Below are 17,974 nucleotides of genomic sequence, written 5' to 3' on the forward strand. Positions count from 1 at the left end.
CCGGGGCCCGGGGCGGAGCCCCGCGCCTCTCCCGCCGCAGCTACTCCAGCCCCCAGCCCTGGCGCACGCCTTCGCGCCAGGCAACAAAGGCGTCCATGAAACCGTCGAGCGGCAGTTCGCCCTTCTCGCCGGTGCGGCGGTCCTTGGTTTCGACGATGCCCCGGGCCAGGCCTTTGCCGCCGAGGGTAAGCTGGATGGGGAATCCCATGAGGTCGGCGTCCTTGAATTTGCTGCCCGGGCGTTCCTCGCGGTCGTCGAGGAGGGTTTCGATGCCGGCGGCGGTCAGGGCGTCGTAGAGTTCGTCGGCCTTGGCGCTGGCCTCGGCGTCCTTGGCGTTGAGGTTTAAAAGCGCGACCTCGAAGGGGGCGATGGCCGGCGGAAAGACGATGCCGGATGCGTCGTTATTTTGTTCGATGCAGGCGGCCACGATGCGCGAGACGCCGATGCCGTAGCAGCCCATGATCATGAACTGCTCCTTGCCGGCCTCGTCGAGGAAGGTGGCGTTTAACGACTTGGAATACTTGAGTCCCAACTTGAAGACGTGGCCGACTTCGATGCCCTTGGCAAAGGAGAGGGGCGCGCCGCACTTGGGGCACGGGTCACCGGGAGCGACCTGGCGCAGGTCGGTGAAGGAAAGGATTGCGGCATCGCGGCCGAGGTCCACATGGCGCAGGTGGGCGTCGGCGGCGTTGGCCCCGACGATCCAGTCGGCGGCCAGGGAGAGTTCCCGGTCGGCGTAAACGGGGATGCCAGCAAGTCCCACCGGACCGGCGAACCCGACCGGAGCCTTGGTCGCGGCGGTGACTTCCTCGGGGCTGGCCAGACGGAGGTCCTTGGCGTCGAGAAGGTTCTTGAATTTGACCTCGTTGAGTTCGCGGTCACCGCGCACAAGGGCGGCCACGGTCTTGCCGTCGGCGACGTAGACGAGCGTCTTGACGATCCTGTCCGGCGTGACTTCGAGGAAGGCGGCCACCTCTTCCACGGTGTGCTGGCCCAGGGTGGCCACGGTTTCGGCCGGCGGACAGGGGGCGATGTCGCCGGGGGGCGGGCAGACGGCCTCGGCCTTTTCCACGTTGGCCCCGAAGTCGCAGGCGTCGCAGTAGGCGATGGTGTCCTCGCCGGTTTCGGCCAGGACCATGAATTCGTGAGAGAACGAGCCGCCGATGGCCCCGGAATCGGCCGAGACGGCCCGGAATTTGAGTCCCAGGCGCTCGAAGATACGGATATAGGCCTTGTACATGGCCCAGTAGCTGGCGTCGGCTCCGGCATCGTCCTTGTCGAAGGAGTAGGCGTCCTTCATGACGAATTCCCGGCCGCGCATGAGCCCGAAACGGGGGCGGATCTCGTCGCGAAATTTCGTCTGGATCTGGTAGAGGTTGATGGGAAGCTGGCGGTAGGAGCGAATCTCGTGGCGCACGAGGTCGGTGACGACTTCCTCATGGGTGGGGCCCAGGCAGAATTCGCGCTCGTGGCGGTCGACGAAACGCAGGAGTTCGCGGCCGTAGAACTCCCAGCGGCCGGATTCCTTCCAAAGGTCGGCCGGCTGCACGGCGGGCATGAGGATTTCCAGGGCTCCGGCCCGATCCATTTCCTCGCGCACGATGCGGGCGACGTTGTTGAGCGCCTTTAGCCCCAGCGGCAGATAGGTATAGATGCCGGCGGTGAGCTTGCGGATCATGCCGGCGCGCAGCAAAAGCTTATGGCTTACGACCTCGGCTTCGGCCGGAGTCTCTTTAAGGGTCGGGGCATAGTAGCGGCTCAGTCGCATGAGGTTTCCTTTTTTTCGGTGAGATAACGGTCCAGTTCGTCCATGAAGGCGGGAATGAGATTGTCGGCGCCGCGCACCTTGCCGAGCACCTGGCCCTTGCGGAAGATGATGCCGCAGTCCCGGCCGCCGGCGATGCCGATGTCGGCCTCGCGGGCCTCGCCCGGGCCGTTGACCACACAGCCCATGACGGCGACGGTGAAGACCTCGGTCACGCCGCGAAGGCGCTCCTCCACGGCCTCGGCCAGGCCGACGAGGTCGATCTCGGTGCGGCCGCAGGTGGGGCAGGAGATGATTTCCGGGCCCCGGGCGCGGATGTCGAGGGAACGCAAAATTTCATAGGCCACGCCGATTTCCGTGACCGGGTCGCCGGTCAGCGAGACCCGAAGCGTGTCGCCAAGCCCCTCGGAGAGCAGAATCCCCAGGCCCACGGCGGACTTGACCGCGCCGCGCATGGGGGTTCCGGCCTCGGTGACGCCGATGTGCAGCGGATAGTCGACCTTTCCCGCCAACAGGCGATAGGCGGCCACGGTGCGGGGCACGGAGGAGGATTTGAGCGACACCTTGATGTCGTGAAAGCCCCGTTTTTCCAGATAGGCGATATGGGTCAGGGCGCTTTCGACCATGGCCTCGGGGGTGGGACCGCCGAATTTTTTGAGCAGGTCCTTTTGCACCGAGCCGGAATTGACGCCGATGCGGATCGGCGCGCCGTGGTCCTTAGCCGCCGCGACCACCGTGTCCACGGCCGCCTCGGAACCGATGTTGCCGGGATTGATGCGAAGCGCCTCGATGCCGGCGGCAAGCGCCGCAACGGCGAGGCGGTGGTCGAAATGGATGTCGGCCACCAGCGGCACGGGCGAGGCCTCATGGATGGGCCGCAAGGCCGCCGCCGCGTCCTCGTCGAGCACGGCCAGACGCACGATCTCGCAACCGGCGTCGGCCAGGGCCCGGATCTGGGCCAGGGTGGCCGGCACGTCGCGAGTGTCGGTGTTGGTCATGCTCTGGACGCGCACGGGGTTGTCGCCGCCGACGCCGACATTGCCGATGGTCACGGCACGGGTGGGGTGCCTCGGAGGGGGTTGCGAATTGTCGCGCATGGGATGGGTGGTTGCGGGTTGGGAAAAACGCGGGACGCCGGGGTTACTTGCCCTGGGTCACGCGGGTTACGGAAAGATAGACGTCGTCCCCGGACTTTTTGGCCACGGCGCCCTCGATACGGCACGGCGCGTCCTTTTTGCCCAGGGCAAAGAGCTGCTCGATAACTTCCTTGGCGGTGACATCGTCGCAGATCATGTATTGCTTCTTCTCGTTGCTCGTAAACGACAGGCAGATGGTCTGCGTCTCCGGGTACTGCATGACGCCGGAAACCCGGCCGTCGAGGGTTACGGATTGCGCCGCCCGGGCCGGAACGCCGCACAACAAGCCGGTCAGGACCAAGGCCCACAGCAAACTACGCATCAGTCGAACCTCCAAAACCCTCCCGGAAAACCGCGCTTAGGAGGAAACCTCGCCGCCGTCGCGGGCGGACGATTTCCCGAGAAGCGTCAGCAACCAGATGCAGCAGGTCACGGCCGCCGCCTGGTAGACCACGTCCTGGCCCATGACCCAGACAAGGGCCGCGCGCGGCGCGCCGTCCGGGAGGCGAAACACCCAGCGCACCACGATATCCGGCAGAAAATCGCCGAGCGGCCAATCGAGCCACAGTCCATCCCGCAGCGCCACGAAAAGCTTCATGCCGCACAAGGTGTATAAGGCCGCCAGGCTGGTCCAGAGGCAGCCCCGGCCGAGGACGTCGCTTCGGGTTGTCATGAAACCGCCCTATCCGGTCGCCGTTTTGCGGTGGCGGCACTATATGTGCGGCAGGCCGACCTGTAAACGCCCGTGGCGCGTCTTTCTCCCCGAGAGAGGCCGCGCGGTCAACCGACGGGTTGCGCGGCAAGGTGCCCCATGGCCGCCTGACGGTCCGCAAACCGAGGGGCGCGGCCGGTGACGCCGAGCCGGTCGAGCACCTTGGCGAAATTGTCCGAAAGGCCGCAAATCGCCGCCGGGCGGCTGCTCCCCTCCTCCGTGGCCTGCAACAGCAGGTCGAGGCCGGCGCCGTTGATCGAGGCGTCGGGGCTGAAGGCGAAAAGCAGTTTGCCGGCGTCGGCGAGTTCGCGCATGGCCCGCGTCAGATAGGGCTCGGTTTCGCCGGTCAGGTTGCCCCGTATGACGACGATCCCCACCTCGCCGTCCCGCTCCACGCCGATGGGCTCGGTGCCCCCAGCCGCACCGGCCTGGTCCAGCCGGCCGTTGGCCCGGGCCAGGGCAGCTTCCAGGGCCTCGCGCCGGATGGGTTTGTCGATGAAATCGGTGGCCCGAAGCCCGAGCGCGGTCAGGGCCAGATCGACGTCGCCATGGCCGGTGATGACGACCACCTCGGTGCGCGGGCTCATTTCCTTGATAGCGCGCAGCACGGCCAGGCCGTCCATGCCGGGCATCTTGATGTCGGTGAGCACGATGGGCGGCTCTTTCTCGGTGAAAACGGCCAGCCCCTCCTCGCCGCTGGCGGCCGTCAGCACCGGATAGCCATAGGCCCCGAGGTAGAGCTCGAACATCTGGAGCGTCGGACGCTCGTCGTCGATGACCAATATGGTGCGCATGCCGTACTCCCGGGGATGACGGAGCGTCATGTTTGCAGGCAGGCGGAGCCGTCGTCAAGCCGTGGCACTGGCGGGAGCGCCATCCGCGACCGGAAAGCTCAGGCGAAAAAGACTGCCACCGCCCGGGGCCTCGTCCACCGCGATGTCCCCGCCGTAATCCTTGACGATGCCGTAGGTGATGGCGAGCCCGAGGCCCATGCCCTGCCCGGTCTGCTTGGTGGTGAAAAACGGCTCGAAAATCTTATGCCGCTTGGCCTCGGGGATGCCGCAGCCGGTATCGGCCACGGTCACCGTCACCCGGGGGCCTTCCCGAAAACACCGGATGCGAAGTCGCCTGACCTCGGAGGCCCTGTCCGGACAGCCGTTTCCCACCATGGCGTCGCGGGCGTTGACCACGAGGTTGAAAAAAACCTGCTCCAGGCGGTTGGCATGGGCCCGGATGGGCGGCACGGGCCGCAAATCCAGGTCGATCTCGATGCCGGCCAGGGACAGTTCGTGGCCGATCATGGCAAAAACGCCCCGGATGGGCACGGCGATGTCCACATCCTCCAGGACCGGCTCGGACTTGCGGCCGAAGTCGCGCAGGTGGCCGATGATAGCGGCGGCGCGGTCCACCTGTTCGCTGATCTGGGCGGTGACGGCCAGCAGGTTCTCCAGGGGCGGCGGATGGCCGGACTCGGCCACCAGACGCAGGTAGTCGCTGCCCATCTTGACGGCGTTGAGCGGCTGGTTGAGCTCGTGGGCGATGCCGGCCGACATTTCACCCAAGGTCTTCATCTTGCTCGCCTGGATGAGGTGGGCGTCCTTTTCCACCTGCTCGGTGATGTCGGTGGTGGAAAAAATCACGGCGTCGCGGCCCCGGTAGGCGATGCGGCAGGCGTGCAGGTTGACGAAAAGCGGCGTGCCGTCTTTTCGCACATGGCGCAGCTTGGCGAAAAGCACCCGGTCCGGCGCATCGCGGTCCTGCAAATAGGCCGAGACCCCGCCCGGGGGGCCGTCGGACTCCAGCACCTCCACGGCCCGGCCGACCAGCGCGTCCCGGGGATAGCCATAGACGTCCTCGGCCTGGGAATTGGCGTCCAGGATACGGCCGGTCGCCGTGTCGACGACAAAAACCGGGTCGGGGTTGCTGTCGAAAAGGGATCGGTACTTTTCCTCGGATTCCCGCAGCCGGCGGCGGTAGAGCCGGATGCTCCAGATCATGTTGCCGAAGGATTCGGCGAGCTGGGCCACCTCGTCGCCGCCGCCGTCCTTGCGGTAGAAGCGGCACTCCCGGCAGGTGGGAGCGTTGGCCGGATTGTCGGAGCCGCTCTCCCCCGCGCTCTGGTCGAAATGCCAGCAGGGAAGGTCCGTGTCGGCATAGGCCGGGCAATCCCGGGGCGCGGTCTCGCGCAGGCCAAGGAGCGTCGCCGGCTCGTCCAGACTGCCGCGACTGACGGCGTCAGCGGCCTTGGTCAGCCGGGAGATGGGTCGGGCCACGGCATTGGACAGGCGCAGCACGATGATGAACATGACCACGGTCACAACGGCGATAAAGCCCAGGAAGGTGGTGCGCAACGTGCCGACCAGGGAATCGATGTGGCTTTTGGAAAGCCCCACGTGGACCGCGCCCAGGGTGTAGATGCCCTCGCGCACGGGCACGGCGATGTCGATGGCCTGGCTGCCCTCGAAATGGACCAGCCTGATGCGGGACTCGACGCCCTCGGGCAGCGGATTGGCCCGCAAAAGCGCCTTGGGAAAGATCCGCATGAAGGTATTGGCCAGAATATGGCCGTCAGTGTTCTCGATGAAAATGTAGGAAACGAGGATGCGCCGCTCGCCAAGCTGGGCCGCGTCGAACACCAGGCTGACGAGATTGGCCCGGTCCTTGTCCAGGATGTAGCCGCTGGCCCGTTCGGCGATGCTCTGGCCGATGGCCACGCCGCGCTGCTCCAGCTCGCGGTTGAGGCTCGTGACCAGTATCCAGCGGGCGAGAAGCGCGATGACGGCGCTGACCAGAAGCACCACGGCCATGGCCCCGCCGAACATCTTGAGTTTGAGGCTTATGCGCCGCTTGGAAAACATGCCGTCCGCCGTCTATTGCGCGGACGCGGGCGCGCCCGTGCCGCCGCCCTCGCCCGTCGCCGGAGCGGCAAGCGAATCCTTGAGCCGCTTCCAATCCGTGACCAGACGAAACACGCCATGGTCGAATCGGGTGAAATAGACGCGCTCCATGCCCTGGTGCCGGTTCGGGGCGAAACTGACCGGGCTGGCGATGCCCACGGAAAAATTCTCGATGGAATCCACGGCGTCGATGAAGCGCTCACGCGTCAGGTCGCGCCCGGCCCGGCGCAGGCCCTCGATAAGCACCCGGGCGTTGACGTAGCCCTCGAGCCCCACCAGGTTTGGGCTTTCCTTGGGAAAATAGCGGGCCAGATCCCGGGCGTACGCCTCCACCCCGGAGAGCAGCGAGACCGACTCGGGCAGACCCGGCGGCGGCACCACCTGGGACATGATAAGCGGCACATTGCTTTGCCGGCCAAGGATACGGGCGATTTCGTCCGCCCCGACAAAGGACACGGCGTAAAAAAGCCCCTTGTAGCCACGTCCCTGGGCGAGGGTTATGGCCTTGGCGCAGGGGCTGTAGGCCCCGATCATGACGATGGCCTGGGGGGTGGCCTCCAGGATGCGCGAAATCCCCTCCTCCACGTCCATGGTGCCCCGGATGTAGGAGCCGCGCGCCACCGGAGCCAGCCCGTGGGCCTTAAGCGCCATTTCCGTGCCCTTAAGTCCGTCGAAGCCGTACGCGTCGTACTGGTAGAAGACCGCCACCCGTTCGATGCCCAGGTCGTTGACCAGATGCTCCACGGCGGCGGCGGTTTCCTGGTAGTAGGACGGCCGGACGTTTATGATGTAGCGCCGCGCGGGGGTGCGCAGGGCATCGGCCCCGGTGAAGCTTCCCACCAGCGGCACCTTGGCCTCTTCCAGCATGGGGATGATTTTGACCGTGGTCGGCGTGCCCACGTAGCTGAAAAGACAAAACACCTGGTCGTCGACAATGAGCCGCTGGGTGTTGGCCACACAACGCGGCGGATCGTAGCCGTCATCCAGGGCCAGGACCTTGATCCTGCGCCCGGCCACGCCGCCGGCATCGTTGACGGCGTTGATGCGGGCCAGGGCTCCGAAAAGCGTTTGCTTGCCCAGATAGCTGGCATGGCCCGTGAGCGGCAAAGACGAGCCGACAAGCACGGAATCGGAAGTCACGCCGGGCACGCGGGCGTCCGCGTTCTCCGGAGCGGGCTTTCCGGAACAGGCGGCCAGGGCCAGCAGGCAACAAAGCGCCAACACGGCGGCCGACAACGGGTGTGTTTTTTTGGCAGGCGTATCCGGCATACGACGGGAGATATCAGATCATGTCAGCCGGTCAACCGGCCGCCCCCGGGGGCCGTGGCAGCGGCTCCCCGAAGCGGACGCGGCGGGACGTTGCGGAGCATTCCCGATCACCAGTTTTTGCGGATAATGCGTTTGGCCGGGAGGTGGCGGGGTGTGCCTGCCGCGTGCGGCGCATATTCGAAGAATACGCCTTCGCGTCCGGCACACCCCGCCGCCTCCCTTGGCCGCACGCCCCCATCCCTGGGAACAACCCTTCCACGACACCGGAGGCGACAGCTCGAACCCTTGTCGCTCCCAGCATCATTTAAAAGTTTAGGAAGGGGAGAGCGCGAGAGGGGAAACCCTTTTCAAAGGGTTTCCCCTCTCGCACTTTTCTGCCTCCTCTCCTCCTCTCCCTAACCGAATGCGCGCAGGGGCCGCAGCACTTTGGCCAGGAAGGCCTTGCGGCTCAGCACGCTCGGCGCGGCGTCGCCGTACTGGACGTACTTATAGTAGGCGCTCGGCGGCTGCGGGCACAGGAAGATGGCCCGCACCGTGGAAGCGTCCACAAGCTCCGCCTGGGGATACTTGGGCTTGAGCGCGGCCAGGCGATTTTTCGCCAGGGCCAGCATGTCCTCGCGGTCACCGAAGTTCATGGTCCCTGTCGGGCAGGTCTTCACGCACGAGGGGAGTAGGCCGGCATGGACCCGGTCGTTGCACATGTCGCATTTGTACATGACCTTGGTCGCCGGATCGACGCGGGGGATGTCATAGGGACAGGCCTCGCGCACGGCATCGGCCGTGAGCCCCTTGGTCTTTTCGGTGAAGACCACGGCCCCGGTTTCCGGGTCCTGGACGATGGCGTCTTGGATCTCGGAATCCCCCACCATCTTGCAGGGCGCGTCCAGGCAATGCCGGCATTGGTCCGGGAAGAACAGCCAGTGGAACTTGCCGCCGACGGTGACCTCGGTGAAGCGCACGACCTTGAGCGTCTGCCAGGACAGGTCGGGCGGGTTCTGGTGGGAGCCGGTATTGACCGTGGGTTCCACGGGCTTGTTCTTCCACTGCTTGCAGGCCACCTGGCAGCCCCGGCAGCCGGTGCAGCGCGACAGGTCGATAAAGAAACTTTTTCCGTTCATGGCCGTCCTCCCTTACGCCTTTTTCACGTTGACCATGAAGGCCTTGGTTTCGGGGATGCCCGTATTGGGATCGCCGACGGACGGGCACAGGATATTGGCCGAATCGCCGCCTTCCTTGGGCCAGGTCCAGCCGTAGTGCCAGGGCACGCCCACCTGGTGGATGGTATGCCCCATGACGGTAAAGGGCTGGAGACGTTCGGTGACGATGGCCTTGGCCCAAAGCGAGCCGCGGGTGCTTTCGAGGATCACCTTGTCGCCGTTGCCGATGCCGCGCATCTTGGCCAGTTGCGGGCTCATTTCGCAAAACATCTGCGGTTCGGCCTCGAGCAGCCAGGGCGAGTTGCGGGTCATGACGCCGGTCTGCCAGTGCTCGGTGACCCGGTAGGTCGAGCACACGAAGGGATAGCGCGGATCGCAGACGGCATGGACTTCAGTCGGGCCGGTGAAGGTCAGCGCCGTGGGGTTGTTGAGCTGCTTGGAGAAGGGATGCTCGCCAACCGGACACTCCAAGGGCTCGTAGTATTCGGGCAGGGGGCCGTCGTTTCTCCCGGGGCCGAAGATCTGTCCCATGCCTTCGCTCTCCATGATGAAGGGGTACTTGCCCTTCTTGGAATCGGCCATGGGCGGCCAGCCGCCGTCGGGCACGTCGCCCACCCACTTGCCGTCCTTCCACTCGATGACCGGCTTTTGCGGCTGCCAGGGCTTGCCCTGGGGGTCCACCGAAGCGCGGTTGTAGAGGATGCGCCGGTTGACCGGCCAGGCCCAGGTCCAGCCCGGGTACAGCCCGATTTTGGCCTGCATGGGCGTCTGGGTCTTGTCGCGGCGGGCGGCCATGTTCTTATCCGTGTAGGAACCGGAGTAAATCCAGTTGCCGGAACAGGTGGAGCCGTCGGTCTGGAGCATGGCGAAGCTCGGCACGGGGTCGCCGGGCTTGAAGGTCTTGTCCTTGCCGCCGACCTTGAGCGTCTTCTCCTTCAGAAACACGCCGTTGATGATCTTGGCCACCTTGTGGCTGTCGAAGGCATGGTTCGTGGCGAAGTCCCACTTGAGGTTTTTGATCGGATCGGGGAACGCCCCGCCTTCCTTGGCATAGAGCGCCCGGATCTTCTCGAAGAGCTCGAAGATGATGTCGCCGTCCGGCTTGGTGTCGCCAAGGGGCTTCTGGGCGGCGTAACGCCACTGCATCCAGCGGCCGGAGTTGGAGATGGAGCCTTCCTTTTCGAAAGCCACGGCGCAGGGCAGGAAGAAGACCTCGGTCTTGACCTTCTTCGGGTCCATGCCCGGGCCCTTCCAGAAGGAGCCGGTCTCGGTCTCGAAGATGTTGACCGTGACCATCCAGTCGAGCTTGGCCATGGCCTCGCGGGTCTTGTTGGCGTTGGCCGTGCTCGCGGCCGGGTTCTGGCCCCAGGCGAAAAAGCCCTTGAAGGCGCCCTTGTGCATGGCGTCGAACATGGACAGCCAGGAGTAGTTCTTGCCCGGCTCGAGCTTGGGCAGATAACTGTAGCCGGTCTCCAGGTTCTGGTCCGGGTAGAGCGACTTCACAAAGCTCGCCATGTACTTGGGCCTGTTCCCCCACCAGTTGGCGCTCTGCGGGTCCTTGGTCATGGGGGTGGTTTTCTCGCCGTAGACCTGCAAGCTCTCCATGGTGGCGTTCGGCGTCGGCAGATAGCCCGGCAGGATGTGGTAGAGCAGCGCATGGTCGGTGGAGCCCTGGACGTTGGCCTCGCCGCGAAGCGCGTTGATGCCGCCGCCGGCCACGCCCATGTTGCCCAAAAGGAGCTGGACGATGGACATGGCCCGGATGTTCTGCACGCCGACCGTATGCTGGGTCTGGCCCATGGCGTAGAGCATGGTGCCGGATTTCTCCGGGACGCCTGTGGCGGCAAAGGTCTGGTAGACGAGCTGCAAATCCGCTTCGGGCGTGCCGCTGATCTCCGAGACGGTCTTCAGCGTATAGCGGTCATAGTGCTTGCGCAGGATCTGGAACACGCAACGGGGATCGCGCAAAGTCGGGTCTTTTTTGATCCGCCCGTCCACATCCTTGGCAAAGGCCCAGGCCGACTTGTCATAGGCGCGCTTGACCGGGTCGTAGCCCGAGAAAAGCCCGTCCTTGAAGTCGAACTTGTCGCCGAGGATGAACGAGGCGTTGGTGTAATTGACGACGTAATCCTTGAAATACAGATTGTTGGCCAGAATATAGCGGATAAATCCGCCGAAAAAGGCGATGTCGGACCCCGAGCGCAGCCGGGTGAACACATCCGCGTGGGCCGAGGTGCGCGTGTAGCGCGGGTCCACGTGAATGATCTTGGCGCCTTTGTCCTGGGCCCGAAGCGCCCACTTGAACGAAATGGGATGGTTCTCGGCGGCGTTGCTGCCGATAATGAGAATGCAATCCGAATTGGCGATGTCGATCCAGTGGTTCGTCATCGCCCCGCGTCCGAACGACTCTGCCAGAGCCGCTACAGTGGCGCTGTGTCAGATACGGGCCTGATGCTCGATGTAGGTAAATCCCAGGGCACGGAGCATGCCCTGGTATATCCAGCATTCCTCGTTGTCCATGGCCGCCGAGCCGACCGAGGCCAGCGTTTCCAGACGGTTGACGACGCGGCCCTTGGCGTCCTTGACGGTAAAGGACGCGTCGCGCGCTTCCTTGACCTTGCGGGCGATGCGATCCAGGGCGAAATCCCAGCTTTTCTCTTCCCAATTCTCGCTGTACGGGGCGCGGTAGAGCACCTTGGTGATGCGCCGGTCGTTTTTGCCGAGCTGGTAGTGGGACGCGCCCTTGGGGCAAAGCGAACCCTCGCTGATCGGATGGTCCGGGTCGCCCTCGATATTGACCACCCTGCCCTCGCCGTTCTTGTCGGTGCTGGCGATAAGCCCGCAGCCGACCGAACAGTAGCAGCATACCGAAGTGGTCTGCTTGGTGAATTTGAGCTTGTCGGCCTGGGCCAGCGCCGCGGCCTTAGCCTGGCCGAGGTCAAAGCCGAGACCGCCAAAGGCCGCCACGGCCGAGGTCGCGCCCGCGATCTTGAGGAACTCGCGCCGGTTCCATTCCATAAACGTGTCTCCTTTGCCGCCCCGCCGAGGCGGCCTGCCCGTCCGCCGGGCCTGCCGGGTCATCTCTACTTATGCTAAATTTAGCATAAGTTAAAAATAACATAGACTTCCGCAAACACTGTCACCATTTAACTAGAAAAGGGGTGGCAGACGGTCAAAGAAAAAAGAATTACGCAAGATCCGGCACAAATGAGCAGATATTAGTGAGCAAAATAGGTAGGATATCTTCGTTTCGGTGGTTGTAGCGGAATTCCAGCTCCTTGAGATAGAGCGGAAATTTGCGGGCCGTGACTCCGTGGAACCGGGCCAGCCGCTCCCGGGCATAAGGCCAGAACCCGTCCCTACTGGGCTCGACCGATGGGGCGCGCCCCGCCACCTCCACAAAGCGCCGGGACAACACCTCCGCGCCGCAGGTCACGAGCGTGGCGTAGCGCTGGTAGCGGTCGGAATAGACGATGGCCCCGAGCCGGGACAACGGCAGGGAAAAGTGCAGGTTGTAGTGCAGCAGGTCCTCGGGAGTCATGTCGGGCAGGTAGTCGATAAAGACCATGCCCCCGCGCTCCAGGATGCCGAAGACCGGCACGGCGGCGAGCGGCGCGTCGGCCGGGACCGGGCGCAACGTCTTGCCGGAAAAACCGAGATCATTGCCGAGGTGACCGCGCAGCACGGCCAGACCGTCGAGGCTCTCGGCCAAAAGGGCCAGGCGAATGAGCGTGGCCGCCTTGTAGGCGGTGTTGTAGGCCAGATCCAGGGCGGCGGCCATGGCGTGGGCCGTCTCCTCGGCGGCGAAAAGCGCCGCGAGCCGCAGCCATTGGCGGGCCGTCAACCCGGCCAGACCGGCGAAACGCCCGGTCAGCAGACGATAGGTATAGCGGCAGCCGGCGCAGCGCAGCCGCCCTTCGGCCAAAGCGTAAGCTTTTCTACTCCCGCAACGCGGGCACACCGGCTGCCCGTCCGGCCAGCAGTACTTCTCCAGCAAACGCCGCGCGCTCGCCTCGCTGCGCGTATGCCGGTCAATGTCAAAAGCCATTATGGAATAACAAACCGGGGGAAAACCTTTCTGAAGAAAGGTTCTTCCCCCGGGCCCCCTTTCCAAAGACTTTCGCCAAGGGGACGGAACATCATGTGGGCACCAATAAGAGGAAGAAGATTTAGGAAAGGGAGAGCGCGAGAGGGGAGAACCCTTTCCAAAGGGTTTCCCCTCTCGCACTTTCTTTCCTCAAAATACACTCTATCCTCCGATGGCCGACATTTTGCGGGCTTTTTTGGTGCCGCCGGGGTTTAGGACCTCGTAGCCGAGCGGCTTGTTGCGCAGGGCCAGGGCGATGACCCGGCGCACCATGGGCAGTCCGAGCTTGGGGTTTCGCAGCAGTTGGCGCAGCCTGTATTCGCGCTCGGAGAAGAGGCAGGTCCGCAGTTTGCCGTCAGAGGTGATGCGCAGCCGGTTGCAGGTAGCGCAAAAATGGTCGCTTAAGGGCGAGATGACGCCGAATCGGCCGACGCCGCCGTCGATACTGTACATCCTGGCCGGCCCGCCTGTGGTGTGCTCGTGGGGTATGGGCGTGAGCTGCGCCGTCCGCTCGGCCAGTTCCAGCACCTCCTTGGCGGCGATGTAGTTTTCCTTTTTCCAGAGCGTGCCGCCGCCGACGGGCATAAATTCGATGAAGCGCACGTCCAGGGGATAGGCTTTGGCCAAGGCCACGAAGTCGCCGATCTCGTCGGTATTGACCCCGCGCAGGGCCACGGCGTTGAGCTTGACCCGAAGCCCGGCCTCCAGGCTTTCGTCGATGGCCTGGCGCACGGCGTCGAACCGGTCGAGGCCGGTGATGTCCGCGTATTTTTTGCGGTCCAGGGTATCGAGGGAAATGTTGACGGCCGAGACGCCAAGGGCGGCCAGGGCGGCCGGTTTGCCGGCCAACAGCGTGGCGTTGGTGGTGAGCCGCAGGTCCAGACCCGGATAGCGGTCCAAAAGCGCGGCGATGAAATCCATGAGCCCCCGCCTGGCGAAGGGCTCCCCGCCGGTGAGGCGCAGCTTGCCGATGCCGAGTTCCCGGGCGAGCCCGACGAGACTCAGCATCTCCTCATAGCGCAGAATCTTGTCGTGCGGAATGAAGGTGAAGCTGTGCCGGGGCCGGCAGTAGAGGCAGGAGAGATTGCAGCGGTCGGTGACGGAAAGGCGCAGGTAGCTGACCTCGCGCCCCCGGCCGTCGCGCAGATGGGGTGTGACGTCGGTCATATCCGGGTCTCCATGCTCCGGGCCCGGGTCAGGTCCGGCGGCGCATTGACGTTGAAAAAGGGTCGGGCCGCGTCCGCGTCGGCCTGGCTGTAATCGATGTGCCAGCGGACCTCTTCGGGGAAAATGGCGGAAAGGCGGAGCTGCCCCTGTTCCAGGTTGCGGCGCAAACGCCCCTCCCCGGCCGGGTCGTAGATGGCGACCAGGGATTCCACGTAGCCGGTCTCGACGATCCGGTAAGTGGTCATCAGCGCGCTGGCCGGGCGCTGTCGCCAGGCGGCGGCCAGCCGGTCCAGGGTCGGCTCGTCCAGAAAGGGCAGATCGCAGGACACGACGAGGCAGGGCCGGCCGGTGGCGGCAAGGACGGTCAATACGCCGCCGGCCGGGCCGTGTCCGGGCTGCTCGTCGGGGAGCCAGGGGGCGTCGATGCCAAAAACGGACGGATCGCGACCGGAAACAAGCAGATCACCGGTGACGTTTCGCACCACGCTTGCCACCCGGGCCAGAAGCGGCTGCCCGAAAAAGGACAGCCAGGCCTTGTCGCGGCCCATGCGGCTGGATTTGCCGCCGGCCAGGATCACGCCGAGCAGCGGCTGCATCGCCCCGCTCACGCGGCGATCCTCCCGGCCGCGTCGGCAAAGACGGTAAAGCGCGCTTCGGCGTCCCGGGCGAAGCCGACCAGGGTGACGCCATGCTCACGCGCCAGGGAAACCGCCGCGCCGGTCACGGCCGAGCGGCTGACGATCAGACGCAGGCCGGCCCGAAGCGCTTTTTCCATCATGGAGGCCGTCACCCGGCAAGAGAGAAAAAGGAGATGCTCGGGCAAGGCGATTCCCTGGCGCAGGCCGAAGCCGGCCAGTCGGTCCAGGCAGTTGTGGCGGCCGATGTCCTCGGCCCGGACCACGAAATCGCCAGCGCGCGGATCGTAAAGCGCGGCCCGGTGGAAACAGCCCGTGCCGTCCCACAGCCCGGGCGCGGCGATAAAGCGCGTGACCAGGGCAAGGAGTTCCGGCGCGGCGAGGGTCCCCGGCAGGGAGGGATCGGGTTCGGGGCGCGTATCCGGGGCCGTCTCCAGATCGAAGCACAGCCCTTCGGCCCGGGCCAGCACGGGAATGCGGCCGGGGCCGAGCATGTCCAGGGCGGCATGGCCAAGGGCCAACCCCTCGGGGTCGATAGGCGAGGCAAAAAGACGGCAGGCGCCGACGCCGGCCAGACGCACCGTGACCCGGATCTCTTCGGCCACGTCATCGGTGATCTCGCGCCAGCGCCCGTCCTTGAACCGGCGGCAGGGGACCTCGCGGGTCAGCGCCGCGTCCACGTCAAAATCCCCAGGCGGACAACACCGGCCGGGCGTAGCCCTGGTTGCGGGCGGCGATGTCCAGGGTCAGCGACTCCAGGTCGTCGAGGCTGGAGACGCTTGGCCGATCGAGGTCGCGAAAGTCGGCCGTCTTGATGTAATTCCTGCAGCGCAGGCAGACATGGACGGCGTAGCCCGGCTCGTCCGGGGCGGTGAAGACCTCGAGCAGCTTGTGGTCCTCCTCGCCGCAGTAGGGACACATGAGGCGCTTGGCCCGGTATTCGAGCTGGCAAAAGGAGCAGGTCAAATGGCGCGCGCCCTCCTTGCCGACAAGCCGCGCCATCAAGGGCGGCGCGCCGCAGACCGGGCACTGGCCGAAGCTCCAGGTGCGATCGGCCGGAAAATGCGCGTACACGGCCTCGCCGATGGCGGCCAGCTGCGGGGCCAGCGCGGCCTGGGCCAGAAAGGCCAGCAGGCGCGGCGCATCCGGGGTCCTCTCGCCGAAAGCGGCGAAAAAAGCGTCGTCCCCGGCCACATGGCGGGCGAAGGCGGCGCGAATATCCAATTCTCCGGAGGCCAAGGCCGCGTCGATGGCGGCCATGCCGACGGCCAGATGGGGCTCGTCCTCCCGGACGATGCGGGAAAGCTCGGCGAAAAACGTTTCGGCCCTGGCCGCATCGACGGGAAAAGCGTCCCGGGCCAGCATGGTCGCGCCGCGAAGCACCCTTTCGATCTCTTCCAGCCGGGCGGGATCGAGGGTCACGGCGAATCCGGCCCGCTCGGCCAACTGGGCGCGGCAGGTGGCGGCCACGAGCGTGACCATGGGCGCGGGCAGCACCGTTTTATGGGCGATGTCGGCCAGCTTTTTTTCCAGCCGGCGACCGTAAGCGGCGGCATCAAAGGGCATGGAGGCTCCTTGTTGAAAGGACTTGGCGCAGGCGCGCCGGGCCTTGGTGACAGTATGGTGACGCGGCTAAAAATAGCAAGGGGGGGAAGCGCCGCTGGCCGGCGCAGCCGGAAGGGCGGAGAAGATGTCCCGGAAAAAGCACAGGGGCCGACGGACACGCCGCCGACCCCCGCGCTTGGACGTGCTTGGGGAAATAATGGGACAGGAGTGGGACAGACGGGACTTCAAAAAACAAACAGCGAGTCGCGCCATGGGAACCCATGTTCGCAACTCGTTGATATTGTTTTGGTACCGGGAGGGGGACTCGAACCCCCAAGAGGTTGCCCTCGGCGGATTTTGAGTCCGCTGCGTCTACCAATTCCGCCATCCCGGCTCGAATTTAGTACTATACCCTAATACTTCAGATGCTGTCAATCATCTTCTCCCTTGAGACAACCCGCTGAAACTGCTAGCCCTCCCCTGTCCCACTCGGGCAAGGAGTACCGCAATGCTTCCCCTCGGTCCCCTGGTCAATGGCGCTGCCATCATCGCGGGCGGCCTGCTCGGACTCACGCTCCACGGCCGCTTCCCGGATCGTGTGCGCATCATCATGTTCCAGGCCCTCGGCCTTTCCATCCTCCTTATCGGCTTCAAGATGGCGCTGGCCGTCACCGCCCCCCTGGTCGTGGTCATCAGTATGCTCGTCGGCGCGGTGGTCGGCGAACTCATGGACATCGAACGCGCCATGGCCCGCATCGGCGACGGACTCAAGGCCCGGTTGCGCTCGAACAACGCCCTTTTCACCGACGGGCTGGTCACAGCCTCGGTCATCTTCTGCACCGGCACCATGGCCATCCTCGGCGCCTTCGACGAGGCGCTTCGCGCCGACCACACCCTTCTTTTCACCAAGGCCGCCCTGGACGGCTCCGTGGCCTTGATCCTGGCCACCACCCACGGCTTCGGCGTGCTGCTCTCCTTTATTCCCGTAGCCCTCTACGAAGGCGCGCTGGTCTACCTCGGCGCGGCCGGCCACGACTATTTCACCCCGGACCGGCTCACCCAGCTCACCGCCGTCGGCGGACTCCTCATCGCGGCCATCGGCATCAACATGCTGGGCTTGCTCAAAATAAAGGTGGCCAATCTCCTGCCGGCCATGGTCGTGGCCGTGCTTTTGGCCCCGTTTTTCAAGTAACCCCTTTTGCAGCCGGTCTTCTTTACGCGCACACCGTTTTGCCGTACGACGGACCGGCCATGCATGAACTCTCCATCGCCCAAAGCCTGCTCGCCATCATCGAAGACGAAATGACCAAGCACGGTAAGGAGAAACTCCTGACCGTCAAGGTCCGCCACGGCCGCCTCTCGGCCATTGTCCCCGAGGCCCTGGAAACGGCCTTCGAGGTACTGACCGTCGACTCCCGGCTGGCCGGCTCGAAATTGGAGATGGAGGAGACGCCCGTGGTTCTGCGCTGCCGCGCCTGTGGCCGCGAATTTTCGCCCGAGGGCGACTCGGCCTTCGCCCCCTGCCCCGGCTGCGGCGAGGAACTCGGACACACCGTGCTTTCCGGCCGCGAACTCTACATCGAATATCTCGAACTCGAATAGCG

General features: G+C 65.0%; 16 protein-coding genes and 1 tRNA gene. 2 read left to right on the forward strand and 15 right to left on the reverse strand.

Annotated elements, in window-relative coordinates:
• Positions 1 to 40: 40 nt before the first annotated feature.
• The 15 genes from DESFRDRAFT_RS13835 to DESFRDRAFT_RS13910 all read right to left on the reverse strand — a co-directional run bounded on the left by DESFRDRAFT_RS13835 (position 41) and on the right by DESFRDRAFT_RS13910 (position 16,764).
• A complete protein-coding gene (locus tag DESFRDRAFT_RS13835; protein ID WP_005994886.1) occupies positions 41 to 1,768 on the reverse strand; it encodes a proline--tRNA ligase in 1,728 nt (575 codons plus the stop codon).
• Positions 1,759 to 2,862 (reverse strand): flavodoxin-dependent (E)-4-hydroxy-3-methylbut-2-enyl-diphosphate synthase, encoded by a 1,104-nt coding sequence (ispG, locus tag DESFRDRAFT_RS13840; RefSeq protein ID WP_005994890.1) that lies wholly within the window; start codon positions 2,860 to 2,862, stop codon positions 1,759 to 1,761. The genes DESFRDRAFT_RS13835 and ispG overlap by 10 nt, the downstream gene beginning before the upstream one ends.
• Positions 2,863 to 2,905: 43 nt before the next feature.
• Positions 2,906 to 3,223, reverse strand: coding sequence for a hypothetical protein (locus DESFRDRAFT_RS13845; RefSeq protein WP_005994892.1), 318 nt, complete (start codon positions 3,221 to 3,223; stop codon positions 2,906 to 2,908).
• Between the two features lie 36 nt (positions 3,224 to 3,259).
• Entirely contained in the window at positions 3,260 to 3,574 is a 315-nt protein-coding gene (locus DESFRDRAFT_RS13850) for a hypothetical protein (protein WP_005994895.1), read from the reverse strand.
• Positions 3,575 to 3,681: 107 nt separating this feature from the next.
• Positions 3,682 to 4,407, reverse strand: a complete 726-nt coding sequence (locus DESFRDRAFT_RS13855) for a response regulator (protein ID WP_005994897.1) — start codon at positions 4,405 to 4,407, stop codon at positions 3,682 to 3,684.
• Between the two features lie 54 nt (positions 4,408 to 4,461).
• The gene (locus DESFRDRAFT_RS13860; protein WP_005994899.1) at positions 4,462 to 6,471 is read right to left on the reverse strand and encodes an ATP-binding protein; all 2,010 of its coding nucleotides are present in this window, start codon (positions 6,469 to 6,471) and stop codon (positions 4,462 to 4,464) included.
• Between the two features lie 12 nt (positions 6,472 to 6,483).
• The gene (locus DESFRDRAFT_RS13865; protein WP_005994901.1) at positions 6,484 to 7,779 is read right to left on the reverse strand and encodes an ABC transporter substrate-binding protein; all 1,296 of its coding nucleotides are present in this window, start codon (positions 7,777 to 7,779) and stop codon (positions 6,484 to 6,486) included.
• A 395-nt stretch (positions 7,780 to 8,174) separates the two neighbouring features.
• The gene (locus DESFRDRAFT_RS13870; protein ID WP_005994903.1) at positions 8,175 to 8,897 is read right to left on the reverse strand and encodes a 4Fe-4S dicluster domain-containing protein; all 723 of its coding nucleotides are present in this window, start codon (positions 8,895 to 8,897) and stop codon (positions 8,175 to 8,177) included.
• Positions 8,898 to 8,909: 12 nt separating this feature from the next.
• Positions 8,910 to 11,954 carry a formate dehydrogenase-N subunit alpha gene (gene fdnG, locus DESFRDRAFT_RS13875; protein WP_081458497.1) on the reverse strand — a complete coding sequence of 1,015 codons (3,045 nt, stop codon included), beginning with the start codon at positions 11,952 to 11,954 and terminating at the stop codon, positions 8,910 to 8,912.
• Between the two features lie 169 nt (positions 11,955 to 12,123).
• Positions 12,124 to 12,984, reverse strand: a complete 861-nt coding sequence (locus DESFRDRAFT_RS13885) for a transposase (RefSeq protein ID WP_005994907.1) — start codon at positions 12,982 to 12,984, stop codon at positions 12,124 to 12,126.
• Between the two features lie 201 nt (positions 12,985 to 13,185).
• The gene (moaA, locus tag DESFRDRAFT_RS13890; protein ID WP_005994908.1) at positions 13,186 to 14,190 is read right to left on the reverse strand and encodes a GTP 3',8-cyclase MoaA; all 1,005 of its coding nucleotides are present in this window, start codon (positions 14,188 to 14,190) and stop codon (positions 13,186 to 13,188) included.
• Positions 14,187 to 14,786 (reverse strand): molybdenum cofactor guanylyltransferase, encoded by a 600-nt coding sequence (gene mobA, locus DESFRDRAFT_RS13895; protein WP_043794946.1) that lies wholly within the window; start codon positions 14,784 to 14,786, stop codon positions 14,187 to 14,189. Before mobA ends, moaA begins: the two co-directional genes overlap by 4 nt.
• Before the next feature lie 8 nt (positions 14,787 to 14,794).
• A complete protein-coding gene (locus tag DESFRDRAFT_RS13900) occupies positions 14,795 to 15,505 on the reverse strand; it encodes a formate dehydrogenase accessory sulfurtransferase FdhD (protein ID WP_005994910.1) in 711 nt (236 codons plus the stop codon).
• A gap of 1 nt (position 15,506) precedes the next feature.
• Positions 15,507 to 16,391, reverse strand: coding sequence for a formate dehydrogenase accessory protein FdhE (locus DESFRDRAFT_RS13905; RefSeq protein WP_005994911.1), 885 nt, complete (start codon positions 16,389 to 16,391; stop codon positions 15,507 to 15,509).
• A gap of 286 nt (positions 16,392 to 16,677) precedes the next feature.
• Positions 16,678 to 16,764 (reverse strand) — tRNA-Leu (locus DESFRDRAFT_RS13910).
• Positions 16,765 to 16,878: 114 nt separating this feature from the next.
• On the opposite strand from DESFRDRAFT_RS13910, the gene DESFRDRAFT_RS13915 reads away from it, so the two are divergent.
• Positions 16,879 to 17,562, forward strand: coding sequence for a DUF554 domain-containing protein (locus DESFRDRAFT_RS13915; protein WP_005994912.1), 684 nt, complete (start codon positions 16,879 to 16,881; stop codon positions 17,560 to 17,562).
• A gap of 59 nt (positions 17,563 to 17,621) precedes the next feature.
• Positions 17,622 to 17,972 carry a hydrogenase maturation nickel metallochaperone HypA/HybF gene (locus tag DESFRDRAFT_RS13920; RefSeq protein WP_005994914.1) on the forward strand — a complete coding sequence of 117 codons (351 nt, stop codon included), beginning with the start codon at positions 17,622 to 17,624 and terminating at the stop codon, positions 17,970 to 17,972.
• The last annotated feature ends 2 nt before the right edge of the window (positions 17,973 to 17,974 follow it).

It is taken from the genome of Solidesulfovibrio fructosivorans JJ] (assembly GCF_000179555.1).
In the GTDB taxonomy this organism is placed as follows: domain Bacteria; phylum Desulfobacterota; class Desulfovibrionia; order Desulfovibrionales; family Desulfovibrionaceae; genus Solidesulfovibrio; species Solidesulfovibrio fructosivorans.